The sequence below is a fragment of the Pseudomonas sp. NPDC089392 genome, from assembly GCF_044749595.1.
GTDB lineage: Bacteria > Pseudomonadota > Gammaproteobacteria > Pseudomonadales > Pseudomonadaceae > Aquipseudomonas.
This window is the reverse complement of sequence record NZ_JBIVIF010000027.1, coordinates 25,738-47,615: the sequence shown is the minus strand read 5'-3', so window position 1 is coordinate 47,615 and position 21,878 is coordinate 25,738. Positions and strand designations below refer to the sequence as shown.

Annotated in this window: 19 protein-coding genes; 14 read left to right on the top strand and 5 right to left on the bottom strand. The window is 61.8% G+C overall.

Annotation, left to right across the window (positions count from 1 at the left end; all coding sequences use genetic code 11):
• The first annotated feature begins 14 nt into the window (after positions 1-14).
• The gene (locus ACIP1G_RS21145; RefSeq protein ID WP_400740484.1) at positions 15-971 is read left to right on the top strand and encodes a zinc ABC transporter substrate-binding protein; all 957 of its coding nucleotides are present in this window, start codon (positions 15-17) and stop codon (positions 969-971) included.
• A 522-nt stretch (positions 972-1,493) separates the two neighbouring features.
• On the opposite strand, the gene ACIP1G_RS21140 is transcribed toward ACIP1G_RS21145, so the two are convergent.
• Entirely contained in the window at positions 1,494-2,444 is a 951-nt protein-coding gene (locus tag ACIP1G_RS21140) for a homoserine kinase (protein ID WP_346645372.1), read from the bottom strand.
• Positions 2,445-2,513: 69 nt separating this feature from the next.
• Entirely contained in the window at positions 2,514-2,801 is a 288-nt protein-coding gene (locus ACIP1G_RS21135; protein ID WP_015268476.1) for a DUF2782 domain-containing protein, read from the bottom strand.
• Between the two features lie 75 nt (positions 2,802-2,876).
• Between ACIP1G_RS21135 and polA the strand changes: the two genes are divergently transcribed.
• Entirely contained in the window at positions 2,877-5,627 is a 2,751-nt protein-coding gene (polA, locus tag ACIP1G_RS21130; protein ID WP_400740482.1) for a DNA polymerase I, read from the top strand.
• Positions 5,628-6,028: 401 nt separating this feature from the next.
• Here the strand turns inward: polA and yihA are convergent, their stop codons facing one another.
• Positions 6,029-6,661 carry a ribosome biogenesis GTP-binding protein YihA/YsxC gene (yihA, locus tag ACIP1G_RS21125; protein ID WP_400740480.1) on the bottom strand — a complete coding sequence of 211 codons (633 nt, stop codon included), beginning with the start codon at positions 6,659-6,661 and terminating at the stop codon, positions 6,029-6,031.
• 193 nt (positions 6,662-6,854) lie between these two features.
• Between yihA and ACIP1G_RS21120 the strand changes: the two genes are divergently transcribed.
• The 8 genes from ACIP1G_RS21120 (at position 6,855) to ACIP1G_RS21085 (ending at position 14,650) form a co-directional block, all read left to right on the top strand.
• Complete coding sequence (locus ACIP1G_RS21120; protein WP_391132045.1) at positions 6,855-7,157, top strand: c-type cytochrome; 303 nt, start codon at positions 6,855-6,857, stop codon at positions 7,155-7,157.
• 31 nt (positions 7,158-7,188) lie between these two features.
• The gene (locus ACIP1G_RS21115; protein WP_400740478.1) at positions 7,189-7,806 is read left to right on the top strand and encodes a c-type cytochrome; all 618 of its coding nucleotides are present in this window, start codon (positions 7,189-7,191) and stop codon (positions 7,804-7,806) included.
• 308 nt (positions 7,807-8,114) lie between these two features.
• Positions 8,115-8,747 carry a thiol:disulfide interchange protein DsbA gene (dsbA, locus tag ACIP1G_RS21110; RefSeq protein WP_400740476.1) on the top strand — a complete coding sequence of 211 codons (633 nt, stop codon included), beginning with the start codon at positions 8,115-8,117 and terminating at the stop codon, positions 8,745-8,747.
• 12 nt (positions 8,748-8,759) lie between these two features.
• Positions 8,760-9,614 carry an endonuclease/exonuclease/phosphatase family protein gene (locus tag ACIP1G_RS21105; RefSeq protein WP_400740475.1) on the top strand — a complete coding sequence of 285 codons (855 nt, stop codon included), beginning with the start codon at positions 8,760-8,762 and terminating at the stop codon, positions 9,612-9,614.
• A gap of 27 nt (positions 9,615-9,641) precedes the next feature.
• A complete protein-coding gene (locus tag ACIP1G_RS21100) occupies positions 9,642-11,555 on the top strand; it encodes a diguanylate cyclase (protein ID WP_400740474.1) in 1,914 nt (637 codons plus the stop codon).
• 94 nt (positions 11,556-11,649) lie between these two features.
• Positions 11,650-12,045 (top strand): hypothetical protein, encoded by a 396-nt coding sequence (locus ACIP1G_RS21095; protein ID WP_400740472.1) that lies wholly within the window; start codon positions 11,650-11,652, stop codon positions 12,043-12,045.
• Between the two features lie 65 nt (positions 12,046-12,110).
• Positions 12,111-12,899 carry an N-acetylmuramoyl-L-alanine amidase gene (locus ACIP1G_RS21090; protein WP_400740470.1) on the top strand — a complete coding sequence of 263 codons (789 nt, stop codon included), beginning with the start codon at positions 12,111-12,113 and terminating at the stop codon, positions 12,897-12,899.
• A 146-nt stretch (positions 12,900-13,045) separates the two neighbouring features.
• Positions 13,046-14,650 carry an EAL domain-containing protein gene (locus ACIP1G_RS21085; RefSeq protein WP_400740469.1) on the top strand — a complete coding sequence of 535 codons (1,605 nt, stop codon included), beginning with the start codon at positions 13,046-13,048 and terminating at the stop codon, positions 14,648-14,650.
• Between the two features lie 169 nt (positions 14,651-14,819).
• Here the strand turns inward: ACIP1G_RS21085 and ACIP1G_RS21080 are convergent, their stop codons facing one another.
• The gene (locus ACIP1G_RS21080) at positions 14,820-16,601 is read right to left on the bottom strand and encodes a KinB sensor domain-containing domain (protein ID WP_400740468.1); all 1,782 of its coding nucleotides are present in this window, start codon (positions 16,599-16,601) and stop codon (positions 14,820-14,822) included.
• Positions 16,598-17,944 (bottom strand): sigma-54-dependent response regulator transcription factor AlgB, encoded by a 1,347-nt coding sequence (gene algB / locus ACIP1G_RS21075; RefSeq protein WP_400740466.1) that lies wholly within the window; start codon positions 17,942-17,944, stop codon positions 16,598-16,600. The genes ACIP1G_RS21080 and algB overlap by 4 nt, the downstream gene beginning before the upstream one ends.
• 211 nt (positions 17,945-18,155) lie before the next feature.
• Here algB and ACIP1G_RS21070 point away from each other — a divergent pair, with 211 nt between their 5' ends.
• From ACIP1G_RS21070 to gltP, 4 genes are all read left to right on the top strand, one after another.
• Positions 18,156-18,977: a BON domain-containing protein gene (locus ACIP1G_RS21070; RefSeq protein WP_400740465.1), complete on the top strand. Its 822-nt coding sequence runs from the start codon at positions 18,156-18,158 to the stop codon at positions 18,975-18,977.
• Positions 18,978-19,149: 172 nt separating this feature from the next.
• Positions 19,150-19,440 (top strand): hypothetical protein, encoded by a 291-nt coding sequence (locus tag ACIP1G_RS21065; RefSeq protein ID WP_400740463.1) that lies wholly within the window; start codon positions 19,150-19,152, stop codon positions 19,438-19,440.
• A 42-nt stretch (positions 19,441-19,482) separates the two neighbouring features.
• Positions 19,483-19,644: a DUF1328 domain-containing protein gene (locus ACIP1G_RS21060; RefSeq protein ID WP_003252966.1), complete on the top strand. Its 162-nt coding sequence runs from the start codon at positions 19,483-19,485 to the stop codon at positions 19,642-19,644.
• An 855-nt stretch (positions 19,645-20,499) separates the two neighbouring features.
• Entirely contained in the window at positions 20,500-21,828 is a 1,329-nt protein-coding gene (gene gltP / locus ACIP1G_RS21055) for a glutamate/aspartate:proton symporter GltP (protein ID WP_400740461.1), read from the top strand.
• The last annotated feature ends 50 nt before the right edge of the window (positions 21,829-21,878 follow it).

The window sequence follows — 21,878 nt, the reverse complement described above, 5'->3', positions numbered from 1 at the left end:
AGCGACGGTTCTGGATGGAGACGTTATTATGTTACCTGTTTCTGACGACTCGAGTATCCACCGTGTCCCGATTCCTAGCTCTGTTTGTCGCTTTCATCGCATTTTCCGCCCAGGCCGACGTGCGTGTGCTGACCAGTATCAAGCCCCTGCAACAGATTGCCGCCGCCGTGCAGGAGGGTGTCGGCAGCCCGGAAGTTTTGTTGCCACCAGGTGCTTCGCCGCACCACTACGCGCTGCGCCCGTCTGACGTACGGCGTGTAGGCGATGCCGACCTGCTGTACTGGATCGGGCCGGACATGGAGAACTTCCTGCCACGCGTACTGGGCAGCCGCAGCAAAGCCACCGTGGCCGTGCAGTCGCTGCCAGGCATGAAGCTGCGTCACTTTGGCGAGGACAGCCATTCCCATGAGGAAGCGGATCATGACGACCATGACCATGACCACCGCCCGGGCAGCCTGGATGCGCACTTGTGGTTGTCGTCGGTTAACGCGCGGGTAATCGCGGCGAAAATGGCAGATGACCTGGCCCAGGCCGATCCGGCCAACGCGGCGCGCTACCAGAGCAACCTTAAGACCTTCTTAGGCCGTATGGATGCGCTGGACGGGCGGATCAAGGCGCGGGTGGCGGGTATTGCGGACAAACCGTACTTCGTGTTCCACGAGGCGTTCGATTATTTCGAGGCTGAGTATGGCCTGAAGCATACCGGCGTGTTCAGCGTGGCATCCGAGGTGCAGCCGGGGGCCCAGCATGTGGCGGCCATGCGCAAGCGCCTGCAGGAAGTGGGCAAGACCTGTGTGTTCAGCGAGCCGCCACTGCGACCGCGGCTGGCCGAGACACTGACTGCCGGGCTGCCGGTGCGCCTGGCTGAGCTGGATGCACTTGGTGGTACTGATCCGGTGGATGGCAAGGGCTATGAGCGGTTGCTGGAGAAGCTTGGGGGTGACCTGGCTGGGTGCCTGGAGCAGTTGTAAGCCGGGTTTTGCTGGAGATTGCATCAGGGCGGACAGGTGCTTGTCTTGATTTTTGTGTGTTGCGGAGATCGAGCGCCGCCCGCGCGGCGCTTCGCAGCACAAGGCTGCTCCTACATCTGTTTCGGGCCAGTAACGCCTGTGCCAATGCGCGCGACCGCCTTGTTTGTCCGACACGATATCGAGGTGAACACTAAGGGGCCGCGCGCCTTTGCCTCAGGAATAATTGGCCCGAAACAGATGTAGGAGCAGCCTTTTGCTGCGAAGCGCCGCGCGGGCGGCGCTCGATCTTACAGGCGCAGAAAGCATCAAGGCGGGCACCTGTCAGCCCTCCCCCAACCCCGCGCCAGGCACCACCAGCCTCACATCTGAAGCAGTGCGCGCCCGTTGTAGGAGCGGCCTTGTGTCGCGATAGGGCCGCAGAGCGGCCCCAGGATCCCAGCGTCGCAGCAGAAATTGCTGGGGCCGCTTTGCGGCCCTATCGCGACACAAGGCCGCTCCTACAAAGAGCAATCGCGGCTGGGTTCAGAGCGCAAACGGCAGGTGCAACGCCACCTGCTGGCGCTGCGCCAAACGCACTTCGAACTCGCTCGGGTCATGGATCATCACATCCATCCCGGCAAACGATTCCGCCGCAATCAGACGCGACAGCCAGAAACGCACACAACCTACCCGCAACATTTCCGGCCACAGCTCGGCCTCGGCTGCAGTGAACGGCCGCAGCGCCGCATAGGCTGCCAGCAGTGCCTGGGCGCGGGGCACATCGACCGCACCGTGCTCGTCCAGGCACCAGTCGTTCACGGTAATGGCGATGTCATACAGCATCGGCCCCGAGCAGGCGTTGTAGAAGTCGATCACGCCGGTCAGGTGGGTGCCTTCGAACATCACGTTGTCGCGGAACAGGTCGGCATGCAGGTTGGCCCGTGGCAACGCCAGGATCTGCGCCTTGTGCGCGCTGATCTCGTCCAGTGCCGGCTGCAGCAGCGCAGCTTGTTCGGCAGTCAGGCGTGGCAGCAACTCGGCACCGGAGGCCAGCATCCAGTCCAGGCCACGGTCGGTGCGGCGCTCGATGATGTGCTCGCGGGTGGCCAGGTGGATGTGTGCCAGCAGCTCGCCGACCTGGGCGCAGTGCTGGGCGTTGGGGGCCTTGATGTGCTTGCCCGACAGCCGTGGCTGCAGCAGCGCTGGCTTGCCACACAGCTCGCGCAGGCCGTTGCCGTCGCGGTCACGAATGGCATACGGCACCGGCATGTCGGCCGCGTGCAGGGTGTCGAGCAGCTCGATGAAGAACGGCATGTCCTCGCTGGGCCCACGCTCGATCAGCGTCAGGACGAACTCCCCCTGTTCGAGGCTGACGAAGAAATTGCTGTTCTCGGTGCCGGCGGCAATGCCCTGGAAGTCGAGCAGACGGCCCAGCTCGTACGGCGCCAGAAAGGTTTCCAGCTCAGGCCGGGTCACGGGGGTGAAGACTGACATGATGAAAAATTGCCCATACGGGCACTTCCGCCGGGAAGTGCCGGGTTGATGTGAACGGTGCGCGTCAGATTACCACTCGAAGATCTTCCAGGACGGAATCAGCATGTCCGGCTGGTCGGATCGAATGAAATTGCCATCAGAGCCATCGGCGCGTACCAGGAAATAAGGCTTGCCGTTTTTCGGCGTGATCTTGATTGCATACAGGAAGCCGTTCTGCCGGTATTCCTGGATGGTCTTGTCGCCTTCCGTGCGAATGGTCACCTCGGGATCGGCCGAGGGGGCGTCTTCCGCCGCCAGGGTGACGACAGGCATGGTTGCCAACAGGCCGAGCAGTAACAGGCGATTGAGTGTACGCATGATAACCTAGTCCCTTTGTCGTCAATGATTCTGGCTATTCTAGCGCCGGACCCGTCGAAAAGGTTGATTCTGCTCATGAGCCAAGCGCCCCTCGTCCTGGTGGACGGTTCCTCCTACCTGTACCGCGCCTTCCACGCGCTGCCGCCGCTGACCACGTCCAAGGGCATGCCGACCGGTGCGGTGAAGGGTGTGCTGAACATGCTCAAGAGCCTGCGCAAGCAATACCCCGACAGCCTGTTCGCAGTGGTGTTCGACGCCAAGGGTGGCACCTTCCGTGATGCCATGTTCGCCGACTACAAGGCCAACCGCCCGAGCATGCCCGACGACCTGCGGGTACAGGTCGAGCCGCTGCACGCCAGTGTCAAGGCGCTGGGCTACCCGCTGCTGTGCGTCGAAGGCGTCGAGGCCGATGACGTGATCGGCACCCTGGCGCGCAGCAGTGCCACCCAGGGCCGCCCGGTGATCATCTCGACCGGCGACAAGGACATGGCGCAACTGGTGGACGGCCACGTGACGCTGGTCAACACCATGACCGGCAGCGTGATGGACGTTGCCGGCGTGCACGAGAAGTTTGGTGTCGGCCCGGAACACATCATCGACTTCCTCGCCCTGATGGGCGACAAGGTCGACAACATCCCCGGCGTGCCGGGTGTAGGCGAAAAGACCGCGGTCGGCCTGCTGACCGGTATCGGCGGCGGCCTCAGTGACCTGTACGCCAACCTCGACAAGGTCCCGACCCTGGCCATCCGCGGCGCCAAGACCCTGCCGGCCAAACTTGAAGAACACCGCGACTCGGCGTTCCTGTCCTACGAACTGGCCACCATCAAGTGCGACGTGCCACTGGATGTCGAGGTCGAGGCGCTGGTTTGCGGTGAGCCGGACCGCGAGGCGCTGCTGGCGCTGTACACCGAAATGGAGTTCAAGAGCTGGGTCGCCGAGGTGCAGCGCGAGGCGAGCAAGGCTGGCGATGTTGTCGCCCCGGTTGCTGACGAGCCGGCTGCCAAGGTCGAGCCCAAGTACGAAACCATCCTCGACCAGACCCGTTTCGATGCCTGGCTGGAGAAGCTGCGCCAGGCGCCGCTGTTCGCCTTCGACACCGAAACCACCGGCCTGGACGCCCAGCAGGCGCAGCTTGTGGGCCTGTCGTTCGCGGTCGAGCCGCATGTAGCGGCCTATGTGCCGCTGGCCCACGACTACGAAGGCGCGCCGGCCCAGCTGGACCGCGAGGCCGTGCTGCTGGCGCTGAAGCCACTGCTGGAAGACCCGGCCAAGGCCAAGGTCGGGCAGAACGCCAAGTACGACATCAACATCCTCGCCAATGCCTCGCCGGCCATCGAAATGCGTGGCGTTGCTTACGACACCATGCTTGAGTCGTATGTGCTCAATTCCACCGCCACCCGTCACGACATGGACAGCCTGGCGCAGAAGTACCTCGACCACACCACCATCGCCTTCGAGGACATCGCCGGCAAGGGCGCCAAACAGCTGACTTTCAACCAGATCAACCTGGACAAGGCCGGCCCCTACGCTGCCGAAGACGCCGACATCACCCTGCGCCTGCACCATGCGCTACAGGCACGCCTGGCGCAGACGCCAAGCGTACAGCCGGTGCTGATGGACATCGAGATGCCGCTGGTGCCGGTGCTGGCCAAGATCGAGCGCCAAGGCGCGCTGGTCGATGCCGCACTGCTGCATGTGCAAAGCGGTGAGCTGGGCGTGAAGATGGCCGAGCTGGAGCAGCGCGCGTACGAGCTGGCCGGTGAAGAATTCAACCTCGGCTCACCCAAGCAGCTGGGCGCGATCCTGTACGACAAGCTGGGCATGCCGGTGCTGAGCAAAACTGCCAAGGGCCAGCCCTCCACCGCCGAAGCGGTGCTCGACGAACTGGCCGAGCAAGGCTATCCGCTGCCTGAGGTACTGATGCAGTACCGCAGCCTGAGCAAGCTCAAGAGCACTTACACCGACAAGCTGCCGGGGCAGATCAACCCGCGCACGGGGCGTATCCACACCTCGTACCAGCAGGCGGTGGCGGCTACCGGCCGGCTGTCGTCGAGCGACCCGAACCTGCAGAACATTCCGATCCGTACCGCCGAAGGCCGGCGCATCCGCCAGGCGTTTGTCGCCAGCCCGGGCTACAAGCTGCTGGCGGCGGACTATTCGCAGATCGAGCTGCGCATCATGGCCCACCTGGCCAAGGACGAAGGCTTGCTGCATGCCTTCCGCAACGACCTCGACGTGCACCGCGCCACGGCTGCGGAAGTCTTTGGCGTGGCGTTGGAAAACGTCACCACCGACCAGCGCCGCAGCGCCAAGGCCATCAACTTTGGCCTGATCTACGGCATGAGCGCGTTTGGCCTGGCCAAGCAGATCGGCGTCGACCGCAAGCAGTCGCAGGACTACATCGACCGCTACTTTGCCCGCTACCCGGGCGTGCTGGCCTACATGGAGCGCACTCGCGCCCAGGCAGCCGAGCAAGGCTTTGTCGAAACCCTGTTCGGCCGTCGCCTTTACCTGCCAGACATCAATGCCAAGAACCCGGCCCTGCGCAAAGGCGCCGAGCGCACGGCGATCAACGCGCCGATGCAGGGCACTGCGGCCGACATCATCAAGCGGGCCATGGTCAATGTGGATAACTGGCTGAGCGAGAGCGGGCTGGATGCGCGGGTGATCCTGCAGGTACACGACGAACTGGTGCTGGAAGTGCGCGAAGACCAGGTAGGCCAGGTGAAAGATGAAATTCGCCAGCACATGAGCCGGGCCGCGCAACTGGATGTACCGCTGCTGGTGGAGGCAGGAATTGGTGCGAATTGGGACGAAGCTCACTGATTGAGCGGGGAAAGCTGTGTAGGATCTGCGACGTAGTGACGCGGATCCTGGCACCGCTAGTGCCATTGGTGCTGAGGTTTCATGAAACTATCGCAAATAGTTTTCAGGGCTTCGGAACTAAACCGGTGAACCGGAACTCAGAGTAACTGAATGGCTGGTGAAGCCCTTCGATGCTCCTATGTTGTGTTAAGTGTTGGCAGATATCTGGACCCCGCCCTAGCGGTCCGGACTTGGACCCCGAACTTCCCCCTCCCCATACGAAGTCCGGGGTTTTTTTTGCCCGGAATTTGACCTGAGTCTGGTGAAGAACCCTGTAGGAGCGGGTTTACCCGCGAATGCGATGCCGCTTGCACCGCCGCATTCGCGGGTAAACCCGCTCCTACAAGGATACGGGCAAACCTTTAGATGGCTGGCTTGTCTTCCAGCTCCATCCAGTCCGCCAGCACCCGGTAGGCGTCTTCCACGCCCAGGCGCTTGGGCGCCGAGAACAGCTGGATGGTCACGCCATCGCCCCAGCCCTTTCTAATCTCCGACTGCACCTTCAGCAGGGTGTTCTTGCCCGCGCCGTGGGTCAGCTTGTCGGCCTTGGTCAGCAGGATGTGCATCGGCATGCCGCTGGCCTTGGACCAGTCGAGCATCATCTTGTCGAAGTCGGTCATCGGGTGGCGCACGTCCATCATCAAGATGATGCCGCGCAGGCATTCCCGGCTGCCCAGGTAGGCTTCAAGGTGTTTCTGCCAGTGCTGCTTGAGCGGAATCGGGACTTTTGCATAACCGTAGCCCGGCAGGTCGACCAAACGCCGTTCATCGTCCAGACTGAAGAAATTCAAAAGCTGGGTGCGCCCTGGAGTTTTCGAGGTACGCGCCAGGCTGGCATGAGTCAGGGTGTTGAGGGCGCTGGATTTGCCGGCGTTGGAGCGGCCGGCGAAAGCCACCTCGTAACCCTGGTCGTCCGGGCATTGTTCGACCTTGGCTGCGCTGAGGGCGAATTTGGCTTTCTGGCAGAGGCCGAGGATGGGGTTCTTGACTTGCATGGGATATCCGATGTGGGTGTTGCCAAAGCCTAGGCCGGCAAGCGGTGTCGTTTCCGTTTGGCTGACAGAAGTATATAATGCCCCAGTTTTTGTGTGCCCATTCTCCCAGCGAAGGAGAACGGGCATGGGGTGCCGAACTATAGCTTGCGCATCAGAACGCAGCGCGTCCCCCAACCCTGTCAGGTCGTTTCGCCTGGCGAAATGGCTGCTAGCTGTCGGTATGTTCCTGCCGTATTTCAGCGCACAGGCTACACAGGATCCCGAGGTGTTGTACAACCGCACGTGTGCGGCCTGTCACACCGGGCAGTTGCCACAGGCACCCAGGCAGGGTGACCGGGCAGCGTGGGAGCCAAGGCTGGCGCAAGGCATGGATGTACTGGTGAAGCACGTGACCCAGGGTTTCAAGGCTATGCCGCCGCGTGGATTGTGCATGGACTGCAGTGCCGAGGACTACCGTTTGGTCATCCTTTGGATGAGCGGCAGTCCCGATACATAACATTTCACCCTTAGCCGTGTTGGATTAGCTGATGAACAAACTAGTCGTGAGTCTGCTGTTGACCCTGGGTGTCGCAGGTGCGGCCACTGCTGCGCAACCTATCAAAGGCGATGCCGCCGCTGGCCAGGCCAAAACAGCCGTCTGTGGCGCCTGCCACAACCCAGACGGCAACAGCCTGGCACCGAACTTCCCGAAACTGGCTGGCCAGGGCCAGCGCTACCTGGAAAAACAACTGCACGATATCAAGTCGGGCAAGCGTACCGTGCTGGAGATGACCGGCATGCTGGCTGCGTTCAGTGACCAGGACCTTGCCGACATTGCCGCCTACTTCTCCAGCCAGAAAGGCAGCGTGGGCGCTGCCGATCCCAAGCTGGTCGAGCGTGGCCGTGCGCTGTTCAACGGTGGCGACATGGAAAAAGGCATGCCGGCCTGTACGGGTTGCCACTCGCCGAACGGCGCGGGCATCGCCCTGGCTGGCTTCCCGCACCTGGGCGGTCAGCACTCGCAATACGTGACCAAGCAGCTGACCGACTTCCGCGAAGGTAACCGCACCAATGATGGCGATGCCATGACCATGCGCACCATCGCCGGCAAGCTGAGCAACCACGATATCGAGGCGTTGGCCAGCTATATCCAGGGCCTGCACTGACTAGCGGCGCGGTCCCTTTGTAGGAGCGGGTTTACCCGCGAATGCGGTGGCGGCTGCAACAGCGAACGGCCAGGAATATTGGCCCGCAGGCCGGGCCTCTTCGCGGGTGAACCCGCTCCTACAGGTGCTGTACATGCCTTCAAGGGCGCTGCATTAACTTTCAGTTAATGTTGTAGGCCAATGATGAAAGGGCGGCCGGGCCGCCCTTTTTTCAGTCCGCAGCCGTTACACTACAGAACTCGAGCCCTTCCCGGCCTGTCTCAGTGCAAGTCGTGTCGTGGCGACCCATGAATGCTCAGGAGTAAAGCATGCGTAAAATGATTCTCAGCGCTGCGCTGGTCGCCGCCAGCGTATTCGGTATGACCGCCGTACAGGCCGCCGAGCCTGTCGCCGGCAAGGAATACCTGGAGCTGAGCAACCCTGTTCCGGTGTCTGTACCTGGCAAGATCGAAGTGGTCGAGCTGTTCTGGTACGGCTGCCCACATTGCTACCACTTCGAGCCGACCATCAACCCATGGGTTGAAAAACTGCCCAAGGACGTCAACTTCAAGCGCGTGCCAGCCATGTTCGGCGGCCCGTGGGACGCTCACGGCCAGATGTTCCTCACCCTCGAAGCCATGGGTGTCGAGAACAAGGTACACGCGGCGGTGTTCGATGCCATCCAGAACCAGAAGAAGCGCCTGACTGACAAAAACGACATGGCCGACTTCCTCGCCACCCAGGGCGTGGACAAGGACAAGTTCCTCGCCACCTTCGATTCGTTCGCCATCAAGGGCCAGGTCAACCAGGCCAAGGAACTGGCGAAGAAGTACGAAATCACTGGCGTACCGGCCATGGTGGTCAACGGCAAATACCGCTTCGACCTGGGTACCGCTGGCGGGCCGGAAGGCGTGCTGAACGTCGCCGACCAGCTGATCGCCAAGGAGCGCGCCGCCAAGTAGGCGGCGTAACCCATGCCCCGCTTCAGAACTACGCGTGGCATTGGCCTGCACCAGCCGCAGGTCAACGAGCATCACCTGCTGGCCTCTGGCCTGCCTGAGGATGGTCGCCTGCGGCTGCTCAGCTTCAACATCCAGGTGGGGATCAGCACCGAGCGCTACCGGCATTACCTGACCCGTAGTTGGCAGCACCTGCTGCCGCATAACGGGCGTGCCGGCAACCTGCAGAAGATCGGTGAGCTGCTGGGCGACTTCGACCTGGTAGCCTTGCAGGAAGCCGATGGCGGCAGCCTGCGCTCGGGTTACGTCAACCAGGTCGAACACCTGGCTCATCTGGGCGCCTTCCCCTACTGGTACCAGCAACTCAACCGCAACCTCGGGCGTTTCGCCCAGCACAGCAATGGCGTGCTCAGCCGCCTGAAGCCGCAACTGCTCGAAGACCACCCATTGCCCGGCCCTTCAGGGCGTGGTGCGATCCTGGTGCGTTTTGGCGAGGGTGAAGATGCGCTGATCGTGGTGATGATGCATCTGGCCCTCGGCGCCAAGACCCGCGCCCTGCAACTGGGCTACATCCGCGAGCTGATTGGCGGTTATCGCCATCAGGTGCTGATGGGCGACATGAATACCCATGCCACCGACCTGCTGGAGCACTCACCGCTGCGTGACCTGGGCCTGATTGCCCCACAAGTCGAAGCCACCTTCCCCAGCTGGCGACCGCAACGTTGCCTGGACCACATCCTGCTCAGCCCAAGCCTCACGCTGGAGCGTGTCGAGGTGCTGGCGCGGCCAATTTCCGACCACCTTCCCGTTGCTGTCGAGATTCGATTGCCTGATGCATTGACTGTGGATACGCTGCCGGTCTTGAGCTAATTGCCATCACCGTTTGCGGACCCAGGCATGACTGAAGACGCTGAGCGCTGGAAAGAAAAGTACCTTAAAAGCATCGAGCAGCAGGAAAAGCTCGAACGCCGTTGGGACGCCCGTCTCGACCTGCTGCGTCGCGGCCTGGTGCGCAGCACCCTGGCTGCCGAAGGCAGTGACAAGGTAGTCGACGAGTGCATGAAGGAAATGCGCGAGGTCATCCGCAGCGACACCATGGACGCTGGCCTTGCCGGGTTGATTCCGCGCCTTGAGAAAGCGGTGCTGGACTCTGAGCAGCGCCGTGAAACCCGCATGATCCAGGTCAGTGATGCACTGACCGCGCTGGTTGGCCAACTGCAAGTGCTGCCGCTGCCAAGCGATATCTCGCGGCCATTGAAAAAACTGGCGAAGAAGCTCGACGGTGGTGTTAGCCAGTCACGCGACCTGCCGCCGTTGCTGGGCGAATTGAGCGGCCTGCAGGGGCGCGCGCTGTCGGCCCTTGGCAAACCGGGTGAAGAAGCCCGGCCCGGGTTTCTACAACGCTTGTTCGGCAGCCGTGACGATGACGCCCAAGGCGAGCCAGAGCTTGCGCTGGCGGCTGCTCCTGCTGCCCTGATGCAGGCCCAGGCGGTGCCGGGCATCGCCGAAGCCTCGCAACCTGACGATGCAGATGCGCTACAACCGCTGGCAGTCCCTGCTGCCGAGCCAGACGCAGTGCCCGAACCCACTCAGGAGGCTTCAGGCCCGGCGCTGATCGACGCCGCAGAGACGCAGCCAGGCCCGCTGCAGCAAATGCCAGAACCGCAAGCTGGCGATGCACTGGCTCAAGCAAAACCGACAAGCACACTCGAAGAAACCTTCGGTGAAGACGGCCCCTATGCCCTGCCCTACGCCGTGGAACCGCCTTACAGTCAGGTCGCTGCGCACATCGAGCAGACCTTGCTCGGCCTGCTCGACGACCTCAGCCTGCCCGAGCGGCACAAGGCCCAGGCCTTGGCAATGCGAGAGCGAGTCGCCCGCGGTTTGAACTGGTATGAGCTGATCCCGGTGCTGGATGACCTGGCCGTGCTCATGTTGGCGATCACCGACAGCGGCCAGCACGAATTCGAGACCTACCTGCAGCAGCTCAACGAGCGCCTGGAAGGCTTCCAGAGCCACCTGCACGAGGCCAGCGCCGGCCACGCCGACAACAGCTCCGCCGCCCGCGCGCTGGATAGCCAACTGCGTGAGCAGGTCGACGGTTTGCAGACCAGCGTGCAGGGTGCCGCTGACGTGGACAGCCTCAAGCACATCCTGGAAAACCGGCTGGAAGGGCTGCTGGTGACCATGGACGAACACAAGCATGAGCGTGATCGCCGCGAGCAAGAGCTGGCAGGTCGCCTGCAAGGGTTGTCCGAGCGGGTGGCGAGCATGGAGCATGAGGCGCTCGGCTACCGCGAGCACCTTGAGGAGCAGCGGCAGAAGGCCCTGCTTGACCCTCTCACCGGCCTGCCCAACCGCGCGGCCTGGAGCGAGCAGGTCGAGCGCGAAGTGCTCGATTGGCAGGAAAACGGCGGCCACCTGGCGATGGCGATCCTCGACTTGGACCATTTCAAGCGCATCAACGACAGCTATGGGCACCTGGCCGGCGACAAAGTACTGAAGATCGTCGCTGACCAGCTGCGCAAGCGCCTGCGCGGCCGTGACTTCATTGCCCGCTTTGGCGGTGAGGAGTTCGTGCTGCTGTTGCCACAGACCTCGCCGGCCGCGGCCGCCCAGGTGGCCGAGGTATTGCGGGCCACGGTTGAAGCGTGCCCGTTCCACTTCAAGGGCGAACGGGTAGTGATCACCACGTCCATCGGCCTGGGCGCATTCCATTCAGGCGAGCGCGCCGATCAGGTGCTCAAGCGTGCAGATGCAGCGTTGTACCGGGCCAAGGAGCATGGGCGCAATCGCGTCGAGCAGGGGTAGATAGTTACCGCATCCTTGGTGGTAAGTGGATCGACACTGGCAGGCCTGGCTAGCAGGTGGCTGGCCATCGTCGATCCACACAAGGAACCGGAACATGAAAATTCGAGCATGCTGCGTGGCGCTCATGATCGGGCTGGCCTTCCAGACCGGCGCCCATGCTAGGGAAACCGTCCTGACAGCACATGTAGCCGCAGATGGCACGCTGCTGCAGCAATCCCCTCAATGGATCAGCAGCGTTGAACTGCAAGCACAACCCAACTACTACAACCAGTACAAGGTTTTGCTCAAGCCTTCCGCCATGCCAGGCAAGCCTCGTTTCTGCGTGGCTTCGCCTATCGATGCCAGTAGCTATGAGCGGCAACTTCATGGCCAGGCCAAAGTCATCGGAGTACCGCGAGCCAGCCATGTAACGGTGATGACCCAGTTAGTGGATGTGCAAGGCCCAAGCGGCGACAACGCGCTGGAGTTCATGCTGATGTGCAGCCGCTGACTCGCGGTAAGCGCGGCCGTGGAGAGCACGTTATACTGTAGCGCTCATACGCTGAGGCCACTGATGTGCTTTCCACGCTTAAAAAAACCCTGATTTCCTTCCTGCTGTTGTCTGTCGCCGGTTGCTCGACGGGCCTGCGCATCGACCGCAGCCACCCTTCTGCCAACCAGGACAACCGCATCCAGTTCGTTGTCCTGCACTACACCAATGCCTCCCTTGAGCGTTCTCTGGCGTTGCTGACCCATGGTGAAGTCAGTAGCCATTACCTGATTGGTGACGGCCCGGCCACGGTCTACCAGCTGGTGGATGAAAACCGCCGCGCCTGGCACGCTGGTGATAGCCAATGGCAGGGGCGGACCTGGCTGAACTCTTCGTCGATTGGCATCGAAATCGTCAACCCGGGGTTCACCGATACACCCAATGGCCGAGTCTGGCACCCTTACAGCGAAGCGCAGGTCCAGTCGCTGATCGCGTTGCTCAAGGACATCGTCAAACGTAACAACATCGAACCACGGCACATCATTGGTCACAGCGATATTGCGCCGATGCGCAAGCTGGACCCGGGGCCATTGTTCCCATGGAAGCGCCTGGCCGATGCCGGGCTGGGTGTCTGGCCGGATGCGAATGCAGTGGCGCGCCAGCAGGCCTATTTCAGTGTCAACCCGCCGAGCATAGGTTGGTACCAGCAGGAACTGGCGCGGTTTGGCTATGCGATCGTTCAGACCGGCGTACTGGATGTCGCCACCCGCAATGTGATCGCTGCGTTCCAGATGCGCTTCCGCCCACAGCGTTTTGATGGCATGCCGGATGCGCAGACGGCGGCGATGCTCCAGGTACTCAATCGGATGCGTTGAGCCGCCAATTGCGGGGCCGCTTTGCGGCCTTTTCGCGACACTTGGGCGCCTACGCAAGTTCCTGCTCAGCTTGCTACAAGGCGCCAAACGGTGAGGGTGATTCTCGATTCAGTTGCTATACCTTAGTAATCAACTGGATGCCCTCGATGTCAGCTCTTATTACTACGCTGCGCCAATTTTTCTACCGCCCCTGGATGCTGGCCACCCTGGCAGCACTGGCCAGCGCTGCAATATTGCTCTCTGCCAGCATCGGCATTGCCCTGCAACAGATGAAGCAAAGCGAGAGCGAACAGATGAATGCCCAGGGCGAGCGCTTTCTCGATCGGCTCGAGCAGGTGTTTGGCCAGTTACGTGAAGGGGTCGACCTGCTGCAGGCGCAGCCTTTGCGTGGTTGCAGCCCGGCGATGCTGGCGGCATTGCAGCAGGTTGGCCTGAGTTCGCGGTTCATTTATGAAGCAGCTTACGTGGACGGCAACGTTGCCTGCTCCAACCGCGGTGATGAACGGGCGTTTGAGCCCTTGCGGGCACCGGACATCCAGGGGCCGACCTACAGCTACTGGCTGAACACCACGACCGAACCCAACGAGAACCTGGCCGCACTGATGCTGGGGCGGGGCAAGTTCGTGGTTTCCACCTCTCGCGGGCACCTGACCGATGTCGTCGACCTGCCCCCCGGCGGCAGCCTGGTGGTGGTATTGGACAACGGCACCCGCGCCATCCCCGTATTGGGCCCGCCACAGGTATGGCCGCCGCCCTCGGCCTGGTCGACCAGCCACAAGTCGCTGCTTGAACTCAGCGACCGGTTGATCTACCGCATGCCAACCAAGTCACCGGATTATCAACTGGTGCTGATTGCCCCACGGGCCAGCCTGCCCATCAGGATGAACGGCATGCTCTGGCTGCTGTTCCCAGGCAGTGTGCTGGCGGCCTGCTGTATTGGCTGGCTGGTGCTGCAACTGATCCTGCAACGGCGGTCGATGAGCTCGGAATTGCAGAATGCCTTGCGCCGCGGCGAGCTGCAGGTGCTGTACCAACCGATCTTCGAGCTCGACAGCCGGCGCTGTGTGGGTGCTGAAGCACTGGTGCGATGGCGGCGCCCGGACGGCACGCTGACCAGCCCGGACCTGTTCATCCCGCTGGCAGAGAACACCGGGCAGATCCGCCAGATCACCGACTTTGTCCTGCAGCGCGTACTTGAACAGCTGGGCCAGCTGTTGCGCTCGCATCCTAAACTGTACATATCGGTAAACCTGGCGGCCTGCGATGTGATGGTGCCGCGTATTGGCCGGGTGGCAGCACGTTTGCTGGCCTTGCACAGGGTGGCGGCCAGCCAGATTGCCTTTGAGGTGACCGAACGTGGCCTGATCGACGTGGTGGTGGCCCGTGACAACCTGCAGGCCCTGCGCTCTGTGGGGCATCAGGTGCTGATCGACGACTTCGGTACTGGCTATTGCAGCCTGGCCTACCTGCAGACCTTGCCGGTGGACTGCCTGAAGATCGACAAGGCGTTCATCGATGCCTTGGGGCATGACGCTGCCAGTAGCGGTGTCGCCCCGCATATCATCCGCATGGCCCATGACCTGCACCTGCGGGTGATTGCCGAAGGCATCGAATGCGAGGACCAGGCGGTGCTGCTCAACAGTGAAGGGGTGAATTATGGCCAAGGCTGGCTGTTTGCCAGGCCACTGAATGCCCGCCAGTTTGCCGAGCTGGTGACTCGCGGGCAGGTGCCGCGGCGGGTTGAGCATTGAGCCTCGTCACCCCAGCCATGTGCAGTACCTGTAGGAGCGGCCTTGTGTCGCGATAGGGCTGCGAAGCAGCCCCAGGGTTTCAGCACAGATGCACAAATTGCTGGGGCTGCTTCGCAGCCCTATCGCGACACAAGGCCGCTCCTACAAGGGCTGCCAGTGCAGGCTGTACTCAGACCGGCAGCGCCATATAGAACTGGGTCCCCTGCCCCGGCCGGGAAAACACGCCCATGCGCCCGCCATGCAGCTGCACGATCTCCTTGCACAGCGCCAGCCCCAGCCCCGCGCCACCTTTCTTGCGCCCTACCTGCACGAAAGGCTCAAAAATGCGCCCCTGCTGCCCATAGGCAATGCCCTCGCCGTTGTCCTCGACACTGATGATCACCCGCTCCGCATGCCGCCGTGCATGCAGGCGGATACGGCCGCCATTGGCGGTATGGCGGATGGCGTTGTGCAACAGGTTGTCCAGCACCCGGTCGAGCTGGCCAACATCGGCCTGGATACGCGGCAATGGCGGTTCAAGCGCGTGGAGCAACTCGATCTGCTTGTTCGCAGCCTGCTCGGCAAAGCGCAGTTGCGCGCGGTCCAACAGCTCGCCGATGGCGCAAGGGGCCAGCTCAAGTTTCTGTAGCCCGCTCTGGTAGCGGGAAAAGTTGAGCAGGTCGTTTATCAGCTGGGTCAGGCGCTGCATTTCTTCGCCAATGGTTTCCAGCAGGTCATTCTCGCGCGCCTCGGGCGGGAACTTGACCCGCTCGCGCAGCAGGCCGAAGGCCATGTGCATACCGGTTACCGGGGTACGCAGCTCGTGGGATGCGCGCAGTACGAACTCGCTGCGCACGCGTTCGAAAGCCCTTTGTTCGGTGACATCGTGCAGCACCATGACAGCACCAAGGATCGGCCCTTGCGGGTGGCTGACCGGGGTCAGGCTATAGGTGAGCAGGCGCGCTTCTTCATCGACCTCCATGTTCAGGTCGTCCGGCGGGCGATCGAGGCTGCCGCCGCGCAACACCTGGCGTAATTGCTGCTCCAGCTCTGGGCGTTGCAGGGCTTCTGCCAGGCCACTGCCCACGCGGCTGTCATTCCAGCCCAGCTGGCGCTGCGCCACGGGGTTGAGATGTTCCAGGCGGCCCTGGCGATCAATGATCAGCAGGCCATCGTCGATGCTGTCGAGCACGGCCTGCAAGCGTTGCTGGCCGGCCAGCAGCTCATCGACATTGGTGGCCTGGTGCTTGCGCAAGGCATCGGCCATGAGGCCGAAGCGGCGGGTCAGCTGGTTCAACTCAGTGGCCTGGGTGACCGGCAGGGTGATGTCGAAATTGCCTTTGCCCAGCTGGTCGGCGGCTTTGGCCAAGGCTTCGATCGGCTGGCCGAAACGCCGGGCGATGTTGTGCGCGGTGATGAAACCCAGCACCAGTACCACCAGGCCCATCATGCCCAGTACGCCGCTCACCAGCAGGGCGCGGTCACGGCTGTGTTCCTCGCTGCGGGTAACAAGCTCCAGGGCCTGCTTGTGGGAGTCGATCAGGTCGGTGCGCACCTGGTTGAACGCAGCGCCCAACGGCTGTTCGACACCCATGCTGCGGGCCGGCGCGGGGCTGTCGCGGTAGGCCTGGAGGAAGGCCTGGTAGTTGCTGCTGGCCTTGCTGAAGCCGGTGCGTTCGCCGCCTTGCTCCAGCCCTTGGCTCAATAGGGTCTGGAAGTTGTCCTGCAGCAGCCGCAGGTTTTCCGGCGCGGTGTCTTCATCGAGGATCAGGGTCAACTGTTCGCCGAGGTTCTGGCGCAACTTCAGCCCTACTTCCAGCGCATGGGTGGTATCGCGCACCAACTGCTGTTGCACTGTGGCCATCTGCAGCACGCTGACCAGGCCCAGCAGCAGCCCGAGCAAGGCCACGGTGACCAGCGCCGAGATACTCAGGAAAAGCCGCGTGCGCAGCTTCATGGGGGGCCATTTCATAGGTTGTACTGCTTGCGCTTGCGGTACAGCGTGGAGGCATCGATCCCCAGGGTCTTGGCGGCTTGGTCGAGGGTGTCGCTGGCGGCCAGCACCGCGCCGATGTGGGCACGCTCCAGCTCATCCAGGCTCAGCGCGGCGCCGACGCGCGGGGCATTGCCGGCAGGCTGCTCGCCCATGCCCAGGTGGCTGATTTCAACACGCTCCTGCGGGCAGATGATGCTGGCCCGCTCCACCACGTTGCGCAGCTCGCGAATGTTGCCGGGCCAGCGATAATTGAGCAGGGCCGTTCGGGCTTCGTCACTGAAGCCACGGGCGGGGCGGGAGTATTCCTTGACGAAGCGGGCGAGGAAGCGGTCGGCCAGGGTCAGAATGTCTTCGCTGCGCTCGCGCAGGGGTGGCAAGTGCAGGGTGATGACGTTCAGGCGATACAGCAGGTCTTCGCGGAAGCGGCTTTCGCGCACCATTTCTTCAAGGTTGAGGTTGGTGGCGGCCAGAATACGCACATCGGCGCGGCGGGTGACCGGGTCGCCGACGCGTTCGTATTCCTTGTCCTGGATGAAGCGCAGCAGTTTCGGCTGCAAGGTCAGCGGGAAATCGCCGATTTCGTCGAGGAACAGCGTGCCGCCGTCGGCCTGGTTGACCCGCCCCAGGGTGCTTTCACTGGCGCCGGTGAAAGCGCCGCGGGTGTGGCCGAACAGCTCGCTTTCCATCAGCTCGGCGTTCAGCGACGGGCAGTTGATGGTCACGCAGGCTTTGCGCGCCCGCTTGCTCCAGCCATGGATGGCGCGGGCCAATTCACCTTTACCGGTGCCAGACTCGCCAAGGATAAGGATGTTGGCGTCGGTGATAGCGACCTGGCGGGCGGTTTCCAGCACCGCCATCATGGCCGGGCTGTGCGAGTCCAGGCCGTCCTTGGGTTTGCGTACTTCGCCTTCCAGGGCCTCCAGGCGCGCGGAAAGCTGGCGTACTTCCAGCTGCTTGGCAGTGGCCAGGCGCAACTGGTCGGGGCTGCACGGCTTGACCAGGTAATCGGCGGCGCCGGCCTGGATGGCGTCAACCGCCGTGTCGATTGCCGAATGCGCGGTAACGATCACCACCCGCATCCAGGGCGCCTGGATACGCATCTGCGCCAGTACGTCGAGGCCGTTGTCCTCGCCCAGGCGCAAATCGAGGAAGCACAGGTCGAATACCTGGCGCTGCAGCAGGGTTTCGGCCTGGGCTGCGCTGTTGGCCGTGGCCACGCTATACCCTTCGTCCTCCAGGCAGTAACGGAAGGTGCGCAGGATTGCGGACTCGTCATCCACCAGCAGAATGCGGCCTTGGTTGTCCTGAGCTGATTCCATTTCCTGCGCTCCTTAGGGTTAGGTCTTCAATTAGTGTGGGAAAAATCGGGCAAGTTGCATGGTCAATTCTGAAGGATTCTGTCCTTTGCATGCTAGCCAATGGCCAATGGACGCCTGCAGACCGCTCTATCCCGATGATTTGCTTAGAGCTACGCAGTGGCACATTGGTTGCGATGATTTTCAGATTTTGCCTATAAAAGGAGGCACTGCCATGCCCTTCTCCATCCGTAAAGCCGTGTTGGCAGCCACCCTGCTGCCGGTATTTACCCCGGTATTCGCTGACCCTGTGCAGGACGCTCGCCTGGAAGGCGCCCTGCAAACCGCCCTGTCGCTGAACCGCATGCTCGACCTGTTCCGCATTGAAGTGGAAGTGGACGGCAAGCAGGCGCGGCTGTCCGGTGAGGTGGAGAACGACGTCGAGCGCCAGCTGGCCGAGGATGTCGCTCTGGCTACCCACGGCATCGAGCAGGTGGATAACCAGCTGCGGGTCAATGCTCAGTTGGTGGAGCGCCCACTGGCGCTGCGTGCCTACGCCCAGCGCCTGGAGGACGCTACCCTGGCAGCGGTGATTCGTGCACGGTTGCTATGGAGCCGCACCACCGAAAAAGCGCCTATAGAAGTGCATAGCAGCGAAGGTGTGGTGACGCTACGCGGGAAGGTCGACAGTGCAGAAGCCAAGGAGCTGGCGGGTGTGGTGGCGCGAACCACCGTCGGCGTGCACCTGGTCAACAACCTGGTCAGCCTCGACACCGCCGCCATGGCCAAGGCCCGGGAAACCCCAGTAGGGGCACCGACCGGGCCGCAACCGAGCGACAGCTGGATCATCGACAAAATCCAGAACAGCTACCGCTTCAGCCGCAACCTCGATGGCCTGAACCTGAAAGTGGCCAGTGAACAGGGCCTGGTACGGCTGTCGGGCGAGGTGGTCAGTACCCAGCAGAAAACCATCGCCGTGGAGATCGCCCGGCAGATCATCGGCGTGCGCGGTGTGGATGCCGACCTGCTCAAGGTGGCGTCCAAGGTAGAAGGCTGATCGTGCAATTCGCACGATAGCAGGGGCGGCATCGTGCAGGATACGTCCCGATTGATGTCGCTACTTTGAGGTAACGTATTGATTTGGATGGATTTTTATAGATAGCAAAGGCTGGCATGCAGGCTGCAATTACTTGTTCAGGTGAACAAAAATTACAGCAGGAGGAGCCGGCATGAACCGTCAATCCGTCAACCGCTCACAGACCGCCGCACTGCCCCTGCGCCAGATGCTGTCACTCGGCATGGCGCTGCTGCTGACCTTGGCCGCTGGCCTCTTCTATTACAGCTGGCAGACCGCGCGCCTGGCCGAGCAAGTGGCGGCGCAGACCGCCCTGTTGACGCAGATTCAGGCAACCCGTGCCAGCACCCTGGTCAAGGCTGCTGAACCGCTGCCAACTGGCCAGGCTACTGCCTCACCGGCCACCTTGGAACATGTCGTGCCCCAGGACCGCTGGGTGTTCTGAGCTGCTGGCCAGACCCATTCCAAAAAAGAAAGGAGAACCACCATGCTGAGTTGGGCTATCACTTTCCTCATCATCGCCATTGTCGCCGCCGTACTGGGCTTCGGTGGTATCGCGGGCGCTGCCACGGGTATCGCGAAGATTCTGTTCATTGTCTTCCTGGTGCTGTTCGTAGCCTCCTTCTTCTTTGGACGTGGACGAGGTTGAACAACGGCAGAAAGCTTTGCCGGGGAACGCTTGGGCAATTGGGTGGTCAATTCGACCGCACGAAGGCAACGCTGCAAGCGCAGCACAAGCGTGACCCGCATCGGTATCGAGCATTTGCAGCCGGTACGGATGAAAGGTCACCCACTGTCACGTAATAGAAGCTGAACCTTTCTATATTTCAGCATTCTACGATGCGCCGCCCCGAGGAGGGGCTGCACATGACCAAGGGGCCGGGCTGTTCTGATTGTTGCAGGATCGGAGTGGCCTAGGGGTACAGGGAGTGCCTCCAGACATGGGCCGGGTCAGGAAAGGCGGAATCGGAAGTATCAGGTCGGCGGTGTCATAGGGGATACCTTGCCAGACCTGACTTCCGAGGAGCCCTGTAGGAAACGTCGCTATCCTTGCGCGTTTTTTCTTCTGAGACACATTTTGTCTCGACCGTACATCAAATTTTTTTCGACCTTCCTGGTGCTTGTACAAGCGGCATTTCTGCCATTCGGATTGTCGAACAAGCCATCTGCCCTGTCCTTTCCCCACTGCCAAATCTGCCGAAATATGGCGGTTTGGTCTTGTTCGGGATTCCGAACGTTGTAAATCAAGCACTTGCGAGCACCCTGTTTTGGTGCAAAACAGTATGCATAACCGGTATAGGGTATGCGCTTCCGGCATTAGATTTCCCCCTTTGCCATCGCAATAGTTGCCGCCTTTTTCGCTGGCCAGAGCGCCCTGTCGCTCGCCTGCGGTGTCCTTACATGAAGTCGCCGGATGGAACATTTGCTGCCCGTGACCAAGCCAAAGGCTCTGTCACGTGTATTTCCGTTGGGTGCCATGACCACTAGAACAAAGGGTAAAGACATGAAGAAGGCAAAACTGAGCCTCGCCTGGCAGATCGTTATCGGTCTGGTCCTGGGCGTTGCAATCGGCGCGCTGCTGAACCACTTCAGCGCGGAAAAGGCCTGGTGGATCAGTAACGTCCTCCAGCCCGCCGGTGACATCTTCATTCGCCTGATCAAGATGATCGTCGTCCCGATCGTGATTTCGTCGCTGATCGTGGGTATCGCCGGGGTTGGCGACGCGAAGAAACTGGGCAGTATCGGCCTGAAAACCATCATCTACTTCGAGGTGGTGACCACCATCGCCATCGTCGTTGGTCTGGTGCTGGCCAACCTGTTCCACCCGGGCGCCGGCATCGACATGAGCACCCTGGGTACCGTGGACATCTCCAAGTACCAGGCCACTGCGGCTGAAGTGCAGCATGAGCATGCATTCATCGAAACCCTGCTGAACCTGATTCCGTCGAACATCTTCGCAGCGCTGATGCGTGGCGAGATGCTGCCGATCATCTTCTTCTCGGTATTGTTCGGCCTGGGCCTGTCGAGCCTGCAGGCGGACCTGCGTGACCCACTGGTACGCACCTTCCAGGGCGTATCGGAAACCATGTTCAAGGTCACCCACATGATCATGAACTACGCCCCGATCGGCGTGTTCGCCCTGATCGCCGTGACCGTCGCCAACTTCGGCTTCAGCTCGCTGCTGCCGCTGGCCAAGCTGGTGCTGCTGGTGTACTTCGCCATCGCCTTCTTCGCCTTCATGGTGCTGGGCCTGGTCGCCCGCCTGTTTGGCTTCTCGGTGATCAAGATCATGCGCATCATGAAAGATGAGCTGATCCTGGCTTACTCCACCTCCAGCTCGGAAACCGTGCTGCCGCGCGTAATCGAGAAGATGGAGAAGTACGGCGCGCCGAAGTCGATCTGCTCGTTCGTGGTACCGACCGGCTACTCGTTCAACCTCGACGGTTCGACCCTGTACCAGAGCATCGCGGCCATCTTCATTGCCCAGCTGTACGGTATCGACCTGTCGTGGAGCCAGCAGTTGCTGCTGGTACTGACCCTGATGGTCACCTCCAAAGGTATCGCAGGCGTGCCGGGCGTATCGTTCGTGGTGCTGCTGGCCACCCTGGGCAGCGTCGGCATTCCACTGGAAGGCCTGGCCTTTATCGCCGGTGTCGACCGCATCATGGACATGGCCCGTACCGCGCTGAACGTGATCGGCAACGCCCTGGCGGCACTGGTCATCTCCCGCTGGGAAGGCATGTACGATGCGGCCAAGGGCGAGCAGTACTACGCCTCGCTGATGGCCGACAAGCAGCAAGCAGCGGTGGTTGGCGAAGCTGCCAAGCGCTGAGCCTGATGGCTGATTGATCAAAAAGCCCCGACTTGTCGGGGCTTTTTGTT

Coding starts and splice junctions, on each gene's coding strand:
- ACIP1G_RS21145 (WP_400740484.1), top strand. CDS start 15: ATGGAGACGTTATTATGTTACCTGTTTCTGACGACTCGAGTATCCACC.
- ACIP1G_RS21140 (WP_346645372.1), bottom strand. CDS start 2,444: ATGTCAGTCTTCACCCCCGTGACCCGGCCTGAGCTGGAAACCTTTCTG.
- ACIP1G_RS21135 (WP_015268476.1), bottom strand. CDS start 2,801: ATGCGTACACTCAATCGCCTGTTACTGCTCGGCCTGTTGGCAACCATG.
- polA (WP_400740482.1), top strand. CDS start 2,877: ATGAGCCAAGCGCCCCTCGTCCTGGTGGACGGTTCCTCCTACCTGTAC.
- yihA (WP_400740480.1), bottom strand. CDS start 6,661: ATGCAAGTCAAGAACCCCATCCTCGGCCTCTGCCAGAAAGCCAAATTC.
- ACIP1G_RS21115 (WP_400740478.1), top strand. CDS start 7,189: ATGAACAAACTAGTCGTGAGTCTGCTGTTGACCCTGGGTGTCGCAGGT.
- dsbA (WP_400740476.1), top strand. CDS start 8,115: ATGCGTAAAATGATTCTCAGCGCTGCGCTGGTCGCCGCCAGCGTATTC.
- ACIP1G_RS21105 (WP_400740475.1), top strand. CDS start 8,760: ATGCCCCGCTTCAGAACTACGCGTGGCATTGGCCTGCACCAGCCGCAG.
- ACIP1G_RS21100 (WP_400740474.1), top strand. CDS start 9,642: ATGACTGAAGACGCTGAGCGCTGGAAAGAAAAGTACCTTAAAAGCATC.
- ACIP1G_RS21095 (WP_400740472.1), top strand. CDS start 11,650: ATGAAAATTCGAGCATGCTGCGTGGCGCTCATGATCGGGCTGGCCTTC.
- ACIP1G_RS21085 (WP_400740469.1), top strand. CDS start 13,046: ATGTCAGCTCTTATTACTACGCTGCGCCAATTTTTCTACCGCCCCTGG.
- ACIP1G_RS21080 (WP_400740468.1), bottom strand. CDS start 16,601: ATGAAATGGCCCCCCATGAAGCTGCGCACGCGGCTTTTCCTGAGTATC.
- algB (WP_400740466.1), bottom strand. CDS start 17,944: ATGGAATCAGCTCAGGACAACCAAGGCCGCATTCTGCTGGTGGATGAC.
- ACIP1G_RS21070 (WP_400740465.1), top strand. CDS start 18,156: ATGCCCTTCTCCATCCGTAAAGCCGTGTTGGCAGCCACCCTGCTGCCG.
- ACIP1G_RS21065 (WP_400740463.1), top strand. CDS start 19,150: ATGAACCGTCAATCCGTCAACCGCTCACAGACCGCCGCACTGCCCCTG.
- ACIP1G_RS21060 (WP_003252966.1), top strand. CDS start 19,483: ATGCTGAGTTGGGCTATCACTTTCCTCATCATCGCCATTGTCGCCGCC.
- gltP (WP_400740461.1), top strand. CDS start 20,500: ATGAAGAAGGCAAAACTGAGCCTCGCCTGGCAGATCGTTATCGGTCTG.